This is a genomic window from Rhodanobacter humi (genome assembly GCF_041107455.1).
In the GTDB taxonomy this organism is placed as follows: domain Bacteria; phylum Pseudomonadota; class Gammaproteobacteria; order Xanthomonadales; family Rhodanobacteraceae; genus Rhodanobacter_A.
Window position 1 is genome coordinate 3,139,102 of record NZ_JBGBPY010000001.1, and the last position, 13,912, is coordinate 3,153,013.

Genomic DNA, 13,912 nt, shown 5'->3' on the forward strand with positions numbered 1-13,912 from the left:
GGCGTCGCTTCGCCGGACTCACTCCGCCGCGTCGGCGCCCCACAGCGCTTCCATGCCGACCCGGATGCCCAGCGCCGCCAGGTCCACCACTTCGGTGACCGCATGCGCCTCGATGTCGCCGCGCCGCCGGATCGGCGAGTGCAGGCGCAGGCCGTCGTGCGTGGTGAGCGAGGCCACCACGGGCTGGTGGCCGGCCGACTGGCGGTGGAGCACCACCGCGAGTGCACCGTTGCGCAGGCGCACGCCGGTGCCGGGCGGATAAACGCCGAGCGTCTTGATGAACACCCGGGCCAGGTGTTCGTCCAGCGCCGCTCCTTCGTTGAGGAACAGCCAGCGCAGCGCCTGCGTCGGCTGCAGCGGCGGCCGGTACTCGCGACCGGCGACGCGCGCGCAATAGATGTCCGCCAGGGCCACCAGGCATGCCGCCCGACCGATCTGCGCGCCGCGCTTGCCGTCGGGATAGCCGCTGCCGTCGCTGCGCTCGTGGTGGTCGCGCACGGCGTCGAGCCAGGTGGTGCTGGTGATCCCGCGCTCGCGCAGCATCGCCACGCCGAGCCGGCAATGCGCGCGCACCATCGCATGCTGCACGTCGGACAGCGGCCCCTCGCATGCGACCAGCGTATCGTGCAGGGTGAACATGCCGATGTTCATCGTCAGCGCGGCCGCGACGATGGCCGCCAGTTCGCCGGCATCGAGCGCCAGCGCCATGCCGGTGAGCTGGCAGGCGACCGCCGCGTTCACCGCATGGCGGCTGCTGTACGGGCCGTCGGTGTGCAGCAGGATGCTGGCCAGCGCCACGTCGGGATTGATCCGGCAGGCCTCGCGCACCTGCGCGGCGATGTCGGCCAGCGCCGCCGGGAAATCCGCCGGCTCCGGATCGGCCAGCAGGGCCTGCAGGCGCTGGCGCGCGTCCAGCAGCCGCGCCAGCGGCGAGCGCGCCGGTTCCGGCGACGGCGGCAGCGGGCCGCGGCATTCCTCCTCGGAACCGTAGAACAGCCCGTGCTGCAGCAGCATCTCGCGCTGCGCCGTGCTGCCGATCACCTGGCCCACGCACAGCAACAGGTTGCCTCGACCGTCGTAGGCATTGAAGCGCATGGGCAGGCCCACGGTCAGTTCGGTCGCGTCGAGCGGGCGCCGCGGCACGGCTCCTCCTTTCGTCCGGATGTGCGGTCAGTGCGGCAGGGCATGTCAGGCTTCCAGTGGTTCCGCGCAGGTCCACGAGGCCAGCACCGGCAGCGGTCCGGGTTCGGGCAGGCGGGCGAATGTCGCGTGCAGCGCATCGATCGCGCTGCCCGCCGGCGGCGTCGCCACCGGCGCCACGCCGGCCCAGGCGTTGCGGCCCTGGCGCTTGGCCGCGTACAGGCATTCGTCGGCGATGTTCACCACCTGCTCCCAGTTCAGCCGCTCCGGTTCGCTGGCGTAGAACGGGTAGCTGGCGAAGCCGATCGAGCAGCTGAGGTGCACGTGCCGGCCGTTGCCCAGTTCGAAGTGTTGTGCGGCCACCGCCGCGCGGATGCGCTCGGCGAACTGCGGGCCGGCTCCGGGCGGGGCGAAGCGGGCCACGATCAGGAACTCCTCGCCGCCGCGGCGCACCGGCGTGTCGGATTCGCGGGTGACCGAGAGCAGCACGTCGCGGAACTGCAGCAGCACGCGGTCGCCGGTGGCGTGGCCGTAGCTGTCGTTGATCTGCTTGAAGTGGTCGATGTCCACCATCAGGAACAGCAACTGCGCGCCGGGGCCGTGGTCGCGGCAGTGCCGACGCGCGGCGGCGAGGTCGTGCTCGATGTGCTCGCTGAGGTAGCGGCGGTTCTTCAGGCCGGTGAGCGGGTCGGTGACGATCTGCTGGGCCAGCGCCTCGTTGGCCTCGCGCAGCGCGCGGTTGGCCTGCGCCAGTTCGCCGGTGCGCCGTGCCACCAGGCCGGCCAGCGCGCGGTTGCGCCGGCGCAGCGCGGCGGAGCGCCAGCGCACCAGCAGGCTCAGCGCCAGCATGCCGGCGGCGATCCACAGCAGCCAGGCCCAGGCGGTGCGGTACCACGGCGGCAGGATGCGGAAATCGAACGTGGCCTCCCGGCCCTGCCGGCCGTGCACATTGCGCGCGCGCACGTGGAAGCGGTAACGGCCGTCCGGGAGGTTGGTGTAGTCGCGGTAGGCGTCGTCGCTCCACGGCGACCAGTCGCGGTCCAGACCCTGCAGCCATACCTGGTAGCGATTGGCGTCCGAGTGCTCGTAGCTGGGCAGCGCGAACTCGAAGCGGATCGAGTTCTGCGCGTAGGGGATTTCCGGCGGCTGCGCAGTGGCGAGGTGGTCGGCGAACAGCACCCGGCCGCCCTGCTCGGCCGCCATGCGCAGCAGCGTCCGCGGCGGCGGGTCCGCCGATGCGGTGAGCGCGGGCCGGTAGCGGTACAGGCCCTTGTCGCCGCCCAGCCACAGGGTGCCGTCGGCGTCGTCCAGGAACACCGACATGTCGATGCCCGCCAGCGGCTGCAATGGCGTGTCCGCCCAGCGCCAGCCCTGGCCGGCGTGCACGGCGTGGCCGGTCTGCTTGCCGCCGTCGGCATCGGCGACGGCATACACCCACAGGCCGCCACGACGATCCTGGTGCAGTACGTCGACCGGCTGCGGGCCATTGGGGAACAACCCCGTGAACGCCGGGTCGAGCGAGAAGCGGCCGCTGGCCTCGTCGAAGCGATAGATGCCATGCGGGGTGGTGAAGCGCAGCCGGCCGTCGATCATCACCAGGTCGTTCTGTTCCGGTGGCAGGCCCTCCGCGGTGCCGAAGCGCTCGACCCTGACGGCGCGCCCGTCGCGCGGCCCCTGCCAGTCCGGCGGCAGGCTCAGGCGAATCGCGCCGCCGACCCACAGGCTCAGCCACACATGGCCGTCGGCGTCCTGCCGGATCGTGCGTACTTCCTGGCGCACGCCGGCGATGCGGCCTCCGTCGATCCAGCGGCCACCCTCGTGGCGCAGCGTGCCGATGCCGTCCGGGTAGCCCACGAACACGCGCGCGGGATTGCGCGTGGAGCGGCGCAGGCTGAGCGCTGCGGTCGAGAGCGCGCCCTGGCGGGTGTCGAGCAACTGCCTGGACGTGCCGTCGGCGAGCGCGAACACGCCGTCGCTGCTGGCGACCAGCAAATCGTCGTCGACCTCGGCCAAGCCCCAGATCTGTCCCGTCACCCGGGGCAGCCGTTCGAAATGCGCGTCGGCGCCATCCACCAGGCGGTACAGCCCGTCGGTGGTGCCCGCGTAGAGCGTGCCCGCGTGGCGCTGCAGTGCCTGCACGCCGTCCGGCAGGCCGCCGCGCTCGCCGTAGTAGGTCAGCGGCGAACCGAGGCCGATGCGGCTGATGCCGTTGCCGGCGGCGATCCACAGGCCGCCCTCGCGATCCTGGAACTGCGCCAGCATCATGTTGGTGCTCAGGCCGCTGCCGCGCGTCAGCGTGCGCAGCAGGTGGCCCTGCGCATCGAGCAGGAACAAGCCGCCGCGCAGCGTGCCCGCGGCGAGCCGGCCGTCGGCCAGCCAGCTCGCGTTGTACAGCTGGCCTTTGCGGATCGCCGCGTCGGCTTCGGTGATCCAGGGCCGCCAGCTGTCGCCGTGGCGGATGAACCAGCCCTGCGTGCGCGTGCCCGCCAGCAGGTCGCCGGGCTGCGCGTCCGGTCCGCGCCAGGGCAGCAGCGCGTAGATCTTCTCGTCGGCGAAGCGGCTGCCGCCGGGCGACAGTTCCAGCCGCTCGCCGTCCAGTTGCAGCAGGCCCAGGCCGACCTCGCGGATGTACAGCTTGCCGTCGACCAGGAAGCTGAGGTGGAACGAGGTCTTCGGTCTCCAGACCTCCATCGCGCCGTGGCGGTAGCGGAACAGCTGGGTCGTGGTGGCGAAGAACACGCCGTCGGCGGTGGGGTGGATCGACCACACGTCGGCGAAATCGCGCTCGCTGGGCGGGATCTTGTCCCGCAGCGAGACGAAGCCCAGCTGGCCGGTGGCGTCCGGCTCCAGGTAGCCCAGGTCGCCCACCGTGCCCACGTAGATGCGGCCGTCCGCGCCCAGTGCCAGCGAACGCACCGCGGCGCGGTTGGGCACCGGGATGCGCTGCCAGCGCGCGCCGTCGAAGGCCAGCACGGCGCCGTCGACGTTGCCCACGTAGATCACGCCCTGCCGATCCTGCGCCAGCGACCAGTTCTGCGCCGCGGCGCCGTAGCTGCGGGGATCGAAATTGCGGATGAACGGCAGGCCCGCCTCGATCGATGCCGCCGGCGCGGACGCGGCCCATGCGGGCGCGGCCAGCGCGAGGCCGGCCAGCAGGCCGCACGCGACGAGCGCCAGCACCCGGACCAGGCGCGGGCGGCGTTTCATCGGCTTGTCTACGGCGGCGCCCCTCTCATCCATCACGTTCTCAGCGTGGCCGGCCGTTGCGGCAGGCCCGGTACAGACCGGCAAGCAAGAGTCTTGCCGAGTTCGGTATCGGCCATCGGCCGCCGAACTTGAGCGGGCAGGAACGGGACGGCAAGGTGACCACCGTGCCGGGGGGAACAGACGCCGCCGCCGCCCGGTTTTGTCCGATGCGGGACCAGCCGGAGGCTTCACCTCGCCGCCACGATCTGGTTAAATGCTATCGATTCTCATTTGCGAAATTGCCGCATGTCATTGACCCATCGCTTCCTCAAAGGCTGCCGCCTGGTACACCTCTACCTCGGCGTGTTCACCGCGCCGGCCCTGCTGTTCTTCGCGATCACCGGCGGCCTGCAGACTTTCGGCCTGCACGAGGCCAAGCGTGGCAGCAGCTACGCGCCGCCGAAGTGGCTCGCGGTGGCGGGGCAACTGCACAAGAAACAGGACATGGCCGTGCCGCCGGCCAAGCTGCGTCCGCCGGCCGCGCCGGCGACGGAGAAGCCGGCGGCCGCGATGCCGGCCCCGGCCATCCGTGCAGAGGCCGGGACGACCGCGCCGCGGGCGAAGAACCCGCTGCCGCTGAAGATCTTCGTCGCGCTGGTCGCATTCGCACTGGCCGTGTCGACCCTGACCGGTCTGTATCTCTCCTGGAAATACACGCGGCGTGCGGGGCGCATCCTCGCGATCTTCCTTGCCGGCATCGCGGTGCCGATCCTGCTCGCGCTGGTTTAGCGCGTACCGGACAAGCGCGTGCCGGCCCTCCCGATCCGCGGGCGAATCGTGGCGCGAGCATGGGTGCCCGCCGGTCGTCCTTCGTGTGAGCGCGGGCTTCCGGGCACCGGCGGTTTCCCCCTGCGGCGCGGGCGGGCACAATGGCGGGGCTATCTTCCGGCTGATTTGGACGTCCATTCCCCATGCAAAGCATCGAATCCCTGATCGACGACGCGTTCGAGCGTCGCAACGAACTGACCCAGGCCGAGGTCGAGACCCACCTGCGCCCCGCGCTGGGGCAGGTGCTCGACCTGCTCGAATCCGGCGAGCGCCGCGTGGCCGAGCCGGACGGGCAGGGCGGCTGGAAGGTCAACCAGTGGCTGAAGAAGGCGGTGCTGCTGTACTTCCGCATCAACGGCAACCGCGTGGTGGACGGCGGTCCGGCGCTGGCTTTCGACAAGGTGCCGCTGCGCTTCGCCCACGGCGACGACGCGGAACTGCAGGGCCTCGGCGCACGCGTGGTGCCCGGCGCGCTGGTGCGCCGCGGCGCGCACATCGCCAGGGACGCGGTGCTGATGCCCAGCTACGTCAACATCGGCGCGCACGTGGGCGCCGGCACGATGGTCGACACCTGGGCCACAGTGGGTTCCTGCGCGCAGATCGGCGCCGGCGTGCACCTCTCCGGCGGCGTGGGCATCGGCGGCGTGCTGGAGCCGCTGCAGGCCAATCCCACCATCATCGAGGACGGCTGCTTCATCGGTGCGCGCTCGGAAGTGGTCGAGGGCGTGGTGGTGGAGCGCGGCAGCGTGATCGGCATGGGCGTGTTCCTCGGCCAGTCCACCCGTATCTACAACCGCGCCACCGGTGAGGTCAGCTATGGCCGCGTGCCGGCCGGCAGCGTGGTGGTCGCCGGCAGCCTGCCCGCGAAGGACGGCTCGCACAGCCTGTACGCGGCGGTGATCGTGAAGCAGGTGGACGAGAAGACGCGCGGCAAGACCAGCATCAACGAACTGCTGCGAGCCTTGTAGGAGCGCACCCCCGGATCAAGTCCGGGGCAGGCTCTGTGCGCGATGGGATTTGCAGCGAGATCGATCGCCCACAGGGTGGGCCCCTACAGGAAATCCGCATGATCCAGCCAACCCTCTACGGCCTGCCCACCTGCGACACCTGCCGCAAGGCGCGCAACTGGCTGGACCGCTTCGCGGTGCCTTACACGTTCGTCGATTACCGCGCGAACCCGGTGCCGGCGGCCACGCTGAAGGCCTGGGCGGCGCAGCTCGGCGGCTGGGAGGCGCTGGTCAACAAGTCCTCGACCACCTGGCGCAACCTGCTGCCGCAGCGCAAGAACCCCGGCAGCGATCCGGAGTGGACCCTGCTGCTGAAGGAATATCCCGCGCTGATCCGCCGCCCGGTGGTGCTCAAGGAGGACGGCAGCGTCAGCACGGGCTTCAGCGACAACGGTTTCAAGAAACTGTTTCCGCGCTGAGCCCCACCGCATCGACGGAACGCGATCCGTCCTCACCCGCATCGGGGCTTCGTTGCTAGGCTGCGCGCCTCCGCCTGCCCGCCACACCTGCATGACGACCAGCAACGTCCGCCGTTACCGCATCAACCTGCGCATCGAGCGCGACAACGCCGCGCTGTACGCGCGGCTCGCCGAGCTGACTGCCGATGCGCGGCTGGCGCGCGCCTACCGGCGCATCGCCGAGGGCGAGCAGGCGAACGCGGCGTTCTGGGAGTCGCATCTGCGCGAGGCGGGCGCCGTGGTGCCGCCGCCGCGGACGGGACTGCGCGTGCGCGTGCTGGGCTGGTTCGCGCAAGCCTTCGGCACCGAGTTCGTGATGCCCACCGTGGTGCGGCTGGAACATGCCGACCACGGCGCCACGCCGGTGGACCGCAGCGGCCACCGCGACCACTTCGTGCCGCCGCAGCTGCGCGCCGCACGCGGCCACAGCCACCGTGCGCAGAGCGGCAACACGCTGCGCGCCGCCGTGCTGGGCGCGAACGACGGCCTGGTCTCCAACGCCTCGTTGGTGATGGGCATGGCGGGTGCCGCCGCCAGCGATCGCGCCGTGCTGCTCGCCGGCCTCGCCGGCCTGGTCGCCGGTGCCTGCTCGATGGCGCTGGGCGAGTGGCTCAGCGTGAACAGCTCGCGCGAGTTCTACCAGGCGCAGATCACCGAGCGCGCCGAGCGCCTCGCGGTGGCGCCGGAGGACGGCGTGCGCCACATCGCCGGCATCTACCGCGACAAGGGCCTGGGTCGCGCCGAGGCCGAACACCTGGCCGAGCATCTGGCCGAGACGCCGCGCACCGCGCTGGACACCGTGGTGCGCGAGGACCTGGGCATCGATCCCGCCGAACTGGGCGGTTCGGCATGGAGCGCGGCGTTGTCCTCGTTCTGCCTGTTCGCGTTCGGCGCGGCGTTCGCGGTGGTGCCCTACCAGTTCCTGCACGGCCACGCCGCGATGCTGGGCAGCATGGCCGCTACCGTCGTGGGGCTGGCGCTGATCGGTACCGGCACCTCGCTGTTCACCGGCCGCAGCGTGCTGTTCTCGATCGCACGGCAGTTCGTGATCACCCTGGCCGCGGCAGCGATCACCTACGGCGTGGGGCACCTGCTGGGCACGGTGGTCGCCGGCTGAGCACGCGCCTTCTGCTTGCTATGCTGCGTGCTTCACCCCACGCGACCGCCTGCGCCATGTCCGACGTGCTCGACCTTGCCTGCGAACTGATCCGCCGCCGCTCGGTGACGCCCGACGACGCTGGTTGCCAGGCGCTCTTGGCGGAACGGTTGCAGCGCGCCGGGTTCCGCATCGAGCACCAGCGCCACGGCGAGGTGGACAATCTGTGGGCGGTGCATGGAGGCCATGCTTCATCGGAGCCGGACCCCACGCTGGCCTTCCTCGGCCATACCGACGTGGTGCCCAGCGGTCCCGAGGATCGCTGGCAGAGCCCGCCGTTCGAGCCGGTGGTTCGCGACGGGAGATTGTTTGGCCGCGGCGCCGCCGACATGAAGGGTTCGGTGGCGGCGATGGCGGTGGCGCTGGAACGTTTCGTGGCGGCGCACCCCGATCATCCCGGCCGCGTGGCGCTGCTGCTCACCAGCGACGAGGAAGGCCCGACCAACCTCGACGGCGTGCGCAAGGTGGCCGCGGATTTCCGCGCCCGCGGCGAGCGCATCAACTGGTGCGTGGTGGGCGAACCCTCGGCGAAGGCGAGGCTGGGCGACCTGATCCGTGTGGGCCGGCGCGGCTCGCTCTCGGGCACGCTCACGGTGCGCGGCGTGCAAGGCCACGTGGCCTATCCCGAGAAGGCGTTGAATCCGATCCACGCCTTCGCACCCGCGCTGGCGGAACTCGCCGCAGAGCGCTGGGACGAAGGCAACGCGGATTTCCCGCCCACCTCGTTCCAGGTCTCCAACCTCAACGCGGGCACCGGCGCGAACAACGTGATTCCCGGCGAGCTCGTCGCCCTCATCAACTTCCGCTACTGCACCGCGAGCCGCGCGGAGGATCTGCGCGCGCGTACCGAGGCGATCCTGCACAAGCACGGGCTGGATTTCGCGCTGGAGTGGAACCTCTCCGGCGAGCCCTTCCTCACCCCGCCCAGCGGCAAGCTGCGCGAGACGGTGGTGGCCGTGTGCCGCGAGCTGTGCGGCATCGATCCCGAGCAGAGCACCGGCGGCGGCACGTCGGACGGCCGTTTCATCGCGCCGCTGGGCGTCGAGGTGGTGGAACTGGGGCCGGTCAACGCCACCATCCACAAGGTGGACGAATGCGTGGACGTGGCCGAGCTGGAGCGCTTGCCGGATTTGTACCAGGCGATCTGCGAGCGGATGCTGGCGGGCTGACAACCGTATTCATCGGAGGCAGGCATGCGAATCGAATTCCACGGTGCGGCAGGCGGCGAAGTCACCGGTTCCTGCCATCTGATCGAGGTCGCCGGCCGGCGCATCCTCTTCGACTGCGGCATGGTGCAGGGCAGCCGCGACGCGGAGGCGCGCAACGCCGAGCCGTTCGCGTTCGATCCCGCCTCCATCGACGCACTGGTGCTCAGCCACGCGCACATCGACCACATTGGCCGCGTGCCGCTGCTGGTCAAGCGCGGTTTCAGGGGGCCGATCTGGGCGCAGGCCGCCACCTGCGACCTGTTTCCCATCATGCTGCTCGACGCCGCCTCGCTGGCCGAGCGCAGTGCGGAATTCGACAACCGCGATCGGGCGCCGGGCGAACCGGAAGCCGTGCCGCCCTACACGGCGGCAGACGTCGTCGTCGCGCAGAAGCAGCTGCATCCGCTCGCCTACGAAACCGACACGACCATCCTGCCGGGCGTGACGGTGCGCCTGCACGAGGCGGGGCACATCCTCGGTTCGGCGATGATCGAATTGCGTGCCGACGGCCGAAGTCTGCTGTTCACCGGCGACGTCGGCATGCGCGGCACGCCGATCCTGCGCGATCCCGCGCCGCCGCCGCGCGCCGACCTGATCCTGATGGAATCGACCTACGGCGACCGCAACCACAAGGATCGCGCCGCCACGGTGGCCGAGCTGGGGCAGATCCTCGCCGCGGCGCGCGCCGACGGCGGCAACGTGGTGATCCCCGCGTTCGCGGTGGGGCGCAGCCAGGAACTGCTGTACTGGTTCGCGGAGCACTTCGGGGACTGGAACCTCGCGCCGTGGACGATCTTCCTCGACAGCCCGATGGCGGCGAAGGTGATGGCGGTCTACGACAGTCACGAGGAGCTGTTCGACACCGATGCCGTGAAGGTCTGGGCCGGGCGCATCAAGCCGTTCAAGCTGCCGAACCTGCGCGTCAGCGAGAGCGTGGACGAGAGCAAGGCGATCAACCGCATCCACGGTGGCGCGATCGTCATCGCCGGCTCCGGCATGGCCAACGGCGGGCGCGTGCGCCACCACCTGGCGAACAACCTCGCGTTCGCGCGCAACCACGTGGTCTTCGTGGGCTACCAGGCCACCGGCACGCTGGGCCGGCTGCTGGTGAACGGCGTGCCGCGCGTGCGCCTGTTCGGCGAGGAGATTCCGGTGCGCGCGCAGATCCACACCGTGGGCGGCCTGTCCGCGCATGCCGACCAGCAGGGCCTGCTGGACTGGTACGGCGCCAGCCCCAACCATCCGCCGGTGGCGCTGGCGCATGGCGAGAACCCGGCGCGCGAGGCGCTGGCGGTGGAACTGAAGCGACGCTACGGCGTCACGGTGACGCTGTCGCAACCGGGCATGCGGCTCGACGTTTGACGCAGGCGGCATTCACCAGGAGGCGTACTCATGCAAGCCACCGGCACCTTCACGGTAAAACTTGAACCGCAATCGTCCACCCACGCCGACAGCGGGTTGGGCCGCATGGGCATCGACAAGCAATTCAGCGGCGACCTCGTGGCGCACAGCCTCGGCGAGATGCTGGCGTACCGCAGCACGGTGGACGGTTCGGCCGGCTACGTGGCGATGGAGCGGGTCACCGGCACGTTGCACGGCCGCCATGGCGCCTTCGTGCTGCAGCACTCCGGCACGATGGATCGCGGCGCATCCACGCTGGTGGTGAGCGTGGTGCCGGATTCGGGCAGCGAGGAACTCGCCGGGCTGACCGGTTCGCTGGCGATCCACATCGACGTCCAGGGCGGCCATTCGTACACGTTCGACTATCGCCTGCCCTGAGCCGCCGCATCAGCGTCTGGTACCGATCTGTCCCGGCGCGCGCGCGGCTGACCGGCGAGGAAGCGCTCCACCCGCTCGAATGGAATGCGGTCGCCGGCATCCTTGCCGTAATAGGCCTCCACGATGCGGCCCCTGGCGTCGATCAGGAAATCCGCCGGCATCAGGTTGCTGGTGTTCAAGCCCGCCAGGCCCACGATGCGCAAGCCACGGATCAAGGCGGGCATGCGGGTGACGATGGCCTTCAACTTGCGCCAGAACGAGCGCTCGATGCCGTAGGCGGCGTGCGCCGCGCCGTCGGGATCGGCGATCACCGGGAACGGACGTGGTCTGCATGCCACGAAGCGGCGCACGTCGTCCGTGGTGGCCACGAACACCGCGGTAATGGCGAGCCCGCGCGCGTGCAACGACGGATGGCGCTCGGTGAGCTCGTACACGCGCAGGTTGCAGAACGGGCAGGCGGCGTCGCGGAAAAAACAGAGCAGGGTGGGTCGCCCGCCGTCGCCGAGCGTGATGGTCTGCCCCTGGGTGTCGGGCAGTTCGAGCTGCGGAGCGGAGGTCGGTGCGGTCAGTCGCATGGGCTTGGCCAGGTGTGGTGGAACCGCGGGTCTGCACATCAGATGTACAGGGTGGCACGGGCGTTCCCGGGAACGCCGCGGCGCCTGCCTGCATCCAATGGACAGGAACGCCCCGTGCGGGCGATTCGTGGAGAGCGTGATGGCGAGGCCCAAGACGGCCTGGGTATTCAGCGGTGGCGGCAGCCTGGGCGCGGTGCAGGTGGGCATGCTGCAGGCGCTGGCCGAGGCGGGCGTGCAGGCAGACTTCCTGATCGGTGCCTCGGTGGGCGCGCTCAACGCCGCGTTTTACGCACAGGCGCCCACGGTCGAGGGTGTGGCGCGGCTGGCCGGGTTGTGGCGCCGCCTGCGTCGCAAGGACGTGTTCCCGTTGACCTTGCTGGCGGGGCTGAAGGCCTTGCTGTTGCGACGCGACCATCTGGTCGAGCCCGATGCGCTGCGGGTCATCATTGCGGCAGCGCTCGATGTGCGGCGCATCGAAGAGACGCGTGTGCCGCTGCACGTGGTGGCCACCGATGCGATGACTGGCGCCGAAGTGCTGCTTTCCTCCGGCGCCATCGACGTGGCACTGCTGGCCAGCACGGCAATTCCGGTGGTGTTCCCACCGGTGGTCGTGGCCGGGCGGCGCCTGATCGACGGCGGCGTGGGCAGCAACACGCCGATTATCGGCGCCTTGGCGCTGGGCGCGCAGCGCATCCTGGTGCTGCCCACCGGCACCAGTTGCGCCTTGCAGGAACCGCCGCGTGACATGGCGGCGCGGGCCCTGCAGGTGATGAGCCTGCTGTCGATGCGCCAGCTCGATCGCGACGTCCAGCACTGCACCGCGCTGGCCGAGATCGTCATCGTGCCGCCGCTGTGCCCGCTGGCGGTGTCGGCCTTCGATTTTTCGCAGACCGTGGCGCTGATCGAGCGCGCCGCCGCGCAGACCCGCGACTGGCTTGCGAGTGGCGGGTTGCGCCGCAGCGGCCCGCTGCACGTGCCGCTGGCCCACCAGGATCGGCTTCATGCCGTGCACTGACCCGACTTCCCAACCACCCAACCGAGGACTATCGACATGCTCAACTACGCTTTGCTTGCCTTCGCGATCGCTGCCGTGGGCGGCCTGATACTCGCGGCCCATGTGCTGCGCGGCAAGTTCGCCCCCTGGGCCTTGTCCGTGCTGCATGCGCTGCTGGGTGCCACTGGCCTGGTACTGCTGATCGTGATGCTGGTGCAGGGTTCGGTGCCGCAGCGGGTGCTGGCCGGTTTCGTGCTGCTGCTGATCGCGGCGCTGGGCGGCTTCTTCCTGGCCTCGTTCCACTTGCGCCGGAAACTGCCGCCCAAGGCGGTGGTGCTGGTGCATGCGAGCGTCGCGGTGGTCGGCTTCCTGACCCTGCTCAGCCTGCTGGTGTGACCGTCATGCGTCATCCCCTGCATCCGGCGTTGGTGCATTTCCCGGTGGCCTGCTGGTCGCTCGCGGTGGCGGTCGATTTCGCCAGCCTGCATTTCGGCGCGGCGGCCTGGTCGTGGTCGGCCGGCCTGCTGGCCGTGGGTTGCGGCATGGCGCTGCTGGCGATGCTGGCCGGGCTGGTGGAACTTGCCCGCGTGCCGGAGGGGCCGGCGATGCGCGACGCCTATTGGCACATGGGCGTGATGCTGCTGGCGCTGGCGCTGTTCGCCACCCGCCTGCTGCTGCGGCTGGATCACCTGCAGCCGCTGGTGCCGGACACGCTCTCGCTGCTGCTCGATGCGGGCGGCTTCCTCGCCCTCGCGGTGGGTGGTTGGCTGGGCGGCCGGTTGGTCTATGGTCACGGCGTGGGCCGCGACTGATCTTGTTCGCCGAAGGAGTGACGCATGCCCGCCCCGTCTGCCGTGGCTGTACTGCAACCCGATGCCGGTACCGCATGCTTGCCGGTGTCCGGACGCATCCGTGCCCGTCTGATTGAAGCGGGTTGGCGCTATCACGCCAACGACAACATTGCGGGCTTCATCCGGGGTGGCGAGCTGGCCGAGCTGCGCGAGGAAGTGGCGGGCCGGCTGCAGGAGGTGCTGCATGCGCTGGTGATCGATGTGGTCGGCGATCACAACACCCGTGGTACGGCGCAGCGCGTGGCAAGGATGTTCGTCGACGAGGTGTTCGGTGGCCGATACCGGAGTGCGCCTGCGACCACGGCTTTTCCCAACGTGGAGCGTTTGGCGGAGCCGATGCTGGTAGGGCCGATCCGCGTGCGCAGTGCCTGCTCGCACCATCTGTGTCCGATCATGGGCAGGCTGTGGATCGGCGTCCAGCCGAACCCGGACTCGGCGCTGATCGGGCTGTCCAAGTATGCCCGTCTCGCCGAATGGGTGATGCGCCGCCCGCAGATCCAGGAGGAGGCGGTGGTGATGCTGGCCGATGAGCTGGAACGCTGCGTGCAGCCCGCGGGTCTTGCGGTGGCGATGAAGGCCGAGCATTTCTGCATGCACTGGCGCGGAGTGGAACAGGATGGTGCGTCGATGCGCAACGTGGTGGTGCGCGGCAGCTATGTGCACGATGCCGAGTTGCGGCGCGTGTTCCTCGATACGGTAAGCCGCGACGGCGGTTGAACCCGGTGGAGAC

14 protein-coding genes are annotated in these 13,912 nt (G+C 70.3%); 11 read left to right on the forward strand and 3 right to left on the reverse strand.

The genetic code is table 11. The features are described 5' to 3' along the window. Nucleotides 1-18: 18 nt before the first annotated feature. Both AB7878_RS13945 and AB7878_RS13950 read right to left on the reverse strand, forming a co-directional pair. Nucleotides 19-1,143, reverse strand: coding sequence for an HD-GYP domain-containing protein (locus AB7878_RS13945; protein ID WP_369494931.1), 1,125 nt, complete (start codon nucleotides 1,141-1,143; stop codon nucleotides 19-21). A gap of 45 nt (nucleotides 1,144-1,188) precedes the next feature. After that, on the reverse strand, nucleotides 1,189-4,347 hold the full coding sequence (locus AB7878_RS13950) for a ligand-binding sensor domain-containing diguanylate cyclase (RefSeq protein WP_369494932.1): 3,159 nt from the start codon (nucleotides 4,345-4,347) through the stop codon (nucleotides 1,189-1,191). 285 nt (nucleotides 4,348-4,632) lie between these two features. Here AB7878_RS13950 and AB7878_RS13955 point away from each other — a divergent pair, with 285 nt between their 5' ends. The 7 genes from AB7878_RS13955 to AB7878_RS13985 all read left to right on the forward strand — a co-directional run bounded on the left by AB7878_RS13955 (nucleotide 4,633) and on the right by AB7878_RS13985 (nucleotide 10,762). Beyond that, nucleotides 4,633-5,115, forward strand: coding sequence for a PepSY domain-containing protein (locus tag AB7878_RS13955; RefSeq protein ID WP_369494933.1), 483 nt, complete (start codon nucleotides 4,633-4,635; stop codon nucleotides 5,113-5,115). 182 nt (nucleotides 5,116-5,297) lie between these two features. After that, nucleotides 5,298-6,122, forward strand: coding sequence for a 2,3,4,5-tetrahydropyridine-2,6-dicarboxylate N-succinyltransferase (dapD, locus tag AB7878_RS13960; RefSeq protein ID WP_369494934.1), 825 nt, complete (start codon nucleotides 5,298-5,300; stop codon nucleotides 6,120-6,122). A gap of 98 nt (nucleotides 6,123-6,220) precedes the next feature. After that, the gene (locus AB7878_RS13965; RefSeq protein ID WP_439653799.1) at nucleotides 6,221-6,580 is read left to right on the forward strand and encodes a Spx/MgsR family RNA polymerase-binding regulatory protein; all 360 of its coding nucleotides are present in this window, start codon (nucleotides 6,221-6,223) and stop codon (nucleotides 6,578-6,580) included. A gap of 91 nt (nucleotides 6,581-6,671) precedes the next feature. Then, nucleotides 6,672-7,736, forward strand: a complete 1,065-nt coding sequence (locus tag AB7878_RS13970; RefSeq protein WP_369494935.1) for a VIT1/CCC1 transporter family protein — start codon at nucleotides 6,672-6,674, stop codon at nucleotides 7,734-7,736. A gap of 56 nt (nucleotides 7,737-7,792) precedes the next feature. Continuing rightward, entirely contained in the window at nucleotides 7,793-8,944 is a 1,152-nt protein-coding gene (gene dapE / locus AB7878_RS13975; protein WP_369494936.1) for a succinyl-diaminopimelate desuccinylase, read from the forward strand. 24 nt (nucleotides 8,945-8,968) lie between these two features. Beyond that, nucleotides 8,969-10,345, forward strand: coding sequence for an MBL fold metallo-hydrolase (locus AB7878_RS13980; protein WP_369494937.1), 1,377 nt, complete (start codon nucleotides 8,969-8,971; stop codon nucleotides 10,343-10,345). A gap of 30 nt (nucleotides 10,346-10,375) precedes the next feature. Further along, the gene (locus tag AB7878_RS13985) at nucleotides 10,376-10,762 is read left to right on the forward strand and encodes a DUF3224 domain-containing protein (protein WP_369494938.1); all 387 of its coding nucleotides are present in this window, start codon (nucleotides 10,376-10,378) and stop codon (nucleotides 10,760-10,762) included. Here AB7878_RS13985 and AB7878_RS13990 read toward each other — a convergent pair. Continuing rightward, a complete protein-coding gene (locus tag AB7878_RS13990) occupies nucleotides 10,747-11,337 on the reverse strand; it encodes a peroxiredoxin-like family protein (protein WP_369494939.1) in 591 nt (196 codons plus the stop codon). The two genes, AB7878_RS13985 and AB7878_RS13990, sit on opposite strands and share 16 nt — an antisense overlap. Before the next feature lie 139 nt (nucleotides 11,338-11,476). Here AB7878_RS13990 and AB7878_RS13995 point away from each other — a divergent pair, with 139 nt between their 5' ends. From AB7878_RS13995 to folE, 4 genes are read left to right on the forward strand one after another with little or no spacing between them, the layout of a single operon-like run. After that, a complete protein-coding gene (locus tag AB7878_RS13995) occupies nucleotides 11,477-12,352 on the forward strand; it encodes a patatin-like phospholipase family protein (RefSeq protein ID WP_369494940.1) in 876 nt (291 codons plus the stop codon). A gap of 36 nt (nucleotides 12,353-12,388) precedes the next feature. Next, on the forward strand, nucleotides 12,389-12,727 hold the full coding sequence (locus AB7878_RS14000; RefSeq protein ID WP_369494941.1) for a hypothetical protein: 339 nt from the start codon (nucleotides 12,389-12,391) through the stop codon (nucleotides 12,725-12,727). Nucleotides 12,728-12,732: 5 nt separating this feature from the next. Beyond that, entirely contained in the window at nucleotides 12,733-13,143 is a 411-nt protein-coding gene (locus AB7878_RS14005; protein ID WP_369494942.1) for a DUF2231 domain-containing protein, read from the forward strand. A 24-nt stretch (nucleotides 13,144-13,167) separates the two neighbouring features. Continuing rightward, nucleotides 13,168-13,899 carry a GTP cyclohydrolase I gene (folE, locus tag AB7878_RS14010; RefSeq protein WP_369494943.1) on the forward strand — a complete coding sequence of 244 codons (732 nt, stop codon included), beginning with the start codon at nucleotides 13,168-13,170 and terminating at the stop codon, nucleotides 13,897-13,899. The last annotated feature ends 13 nt before the right edge of the window (nucleotides 13,900-13,912 follow it).

What these genes read in the sequence shown, in the direction of transcription:
- AB7878_RS14005 (WP_369494942.1), top strand. Translation starts at nt 12,733, where the DNA reads ATGCGTCATCCCCTGCATCCGGCGTTGGTGCATTTCCCGGTGGCCTGC.
- AB7878_RS13990 (WP_369494939.1), bottom strand. Translation starts at nt 11,337, where the DNA reads ATGCGACTGACCGCACCGACCTCCGCTCCGCAGCTCGAACTGCCCGAC.
- AB7878_RS13965 (WP_439653799.1), top strand. Translation starts at nt 6,221, where the DNA reads ATGATCCAGCCAACCCTCTACGGCCTGCCCACCTGCGACACCTGCCGC.
- AB7878_RS13950 (WP_369494932.1), bottom strand. Translation starts at nt 4,347, where the DNA reads ATGAAACGCCGCCCGCGCCTGGTCCGGGTGCTGGCGCTCGTCGCGTGC.
- dapE (WP_369494936.1), top strand. Translation starts at nt 7,793, where the DNA reads ATGTCCGACGTGCTCGACCTTGCCTGCGAACTGATCCGCCGCCGCTCG.
- AB7878_RS13980 (WP_369494937.1), top strand. Translation starts at nt 8,969, where the DNA reads ATGCGAATCGAATTCCACGGTGCGGCAGGCGGCGAAGTCACCGGTTCC.
- AB7878_RS13970 (WP_369494935.1), top strand. Translation starts at nt 6,672, where the DNA reads ATGACGACCAGCAACGTCCGCCGTTACCGCATCAACCTGCGCATCGAG.
- folE (WP_369494943.1), top strand. Translation starts at nt 13,168, where the DNA reads ATGCCCGCCCCGTCTGCCGTGGCTGTACTGCAACCCGATGCCGGTACC.
- AB7878_RS13985 (WP_369494938.1), top strand. Translation starts at nt 10,376, where the DNA reads ATGCAAGCCACCGGCACCTTCACGGTAAAACTTGAACCGCAATCGTCC.
- AB7878_RS13955 (WP_369494933.1), top strand. Translation starts at nt 4,633, where the DNA reads ATGTCATTGACCCATCGCTTCCTCAAAGGCTGCCGCCTGGTACACCTC.
- dapD (WP_369494934.1), top strand. Translation starts at nt 5,298, where the DNA reads ATGCAAAGCATCGAATCCCTGATCGACGACGCGTTCGAGCGTCGCAAC.
- AB7878_RS13995 (WP_369494940.1), top strand. Translation starts at nt 11,477, where the DNA reads ATGGCGAGGCCCAAGACGGCCTGGGTATTCAGCGGTGGCGGCAGCCTG.
- AB7878_RS14000 (WP_369494941.1), top strand. Translation starts at nt 12,389, where the DNA reads ATGCTCAACTACGCTTTGCTTGCCTTCGCGATCGCTGCCGTGGGCGGC.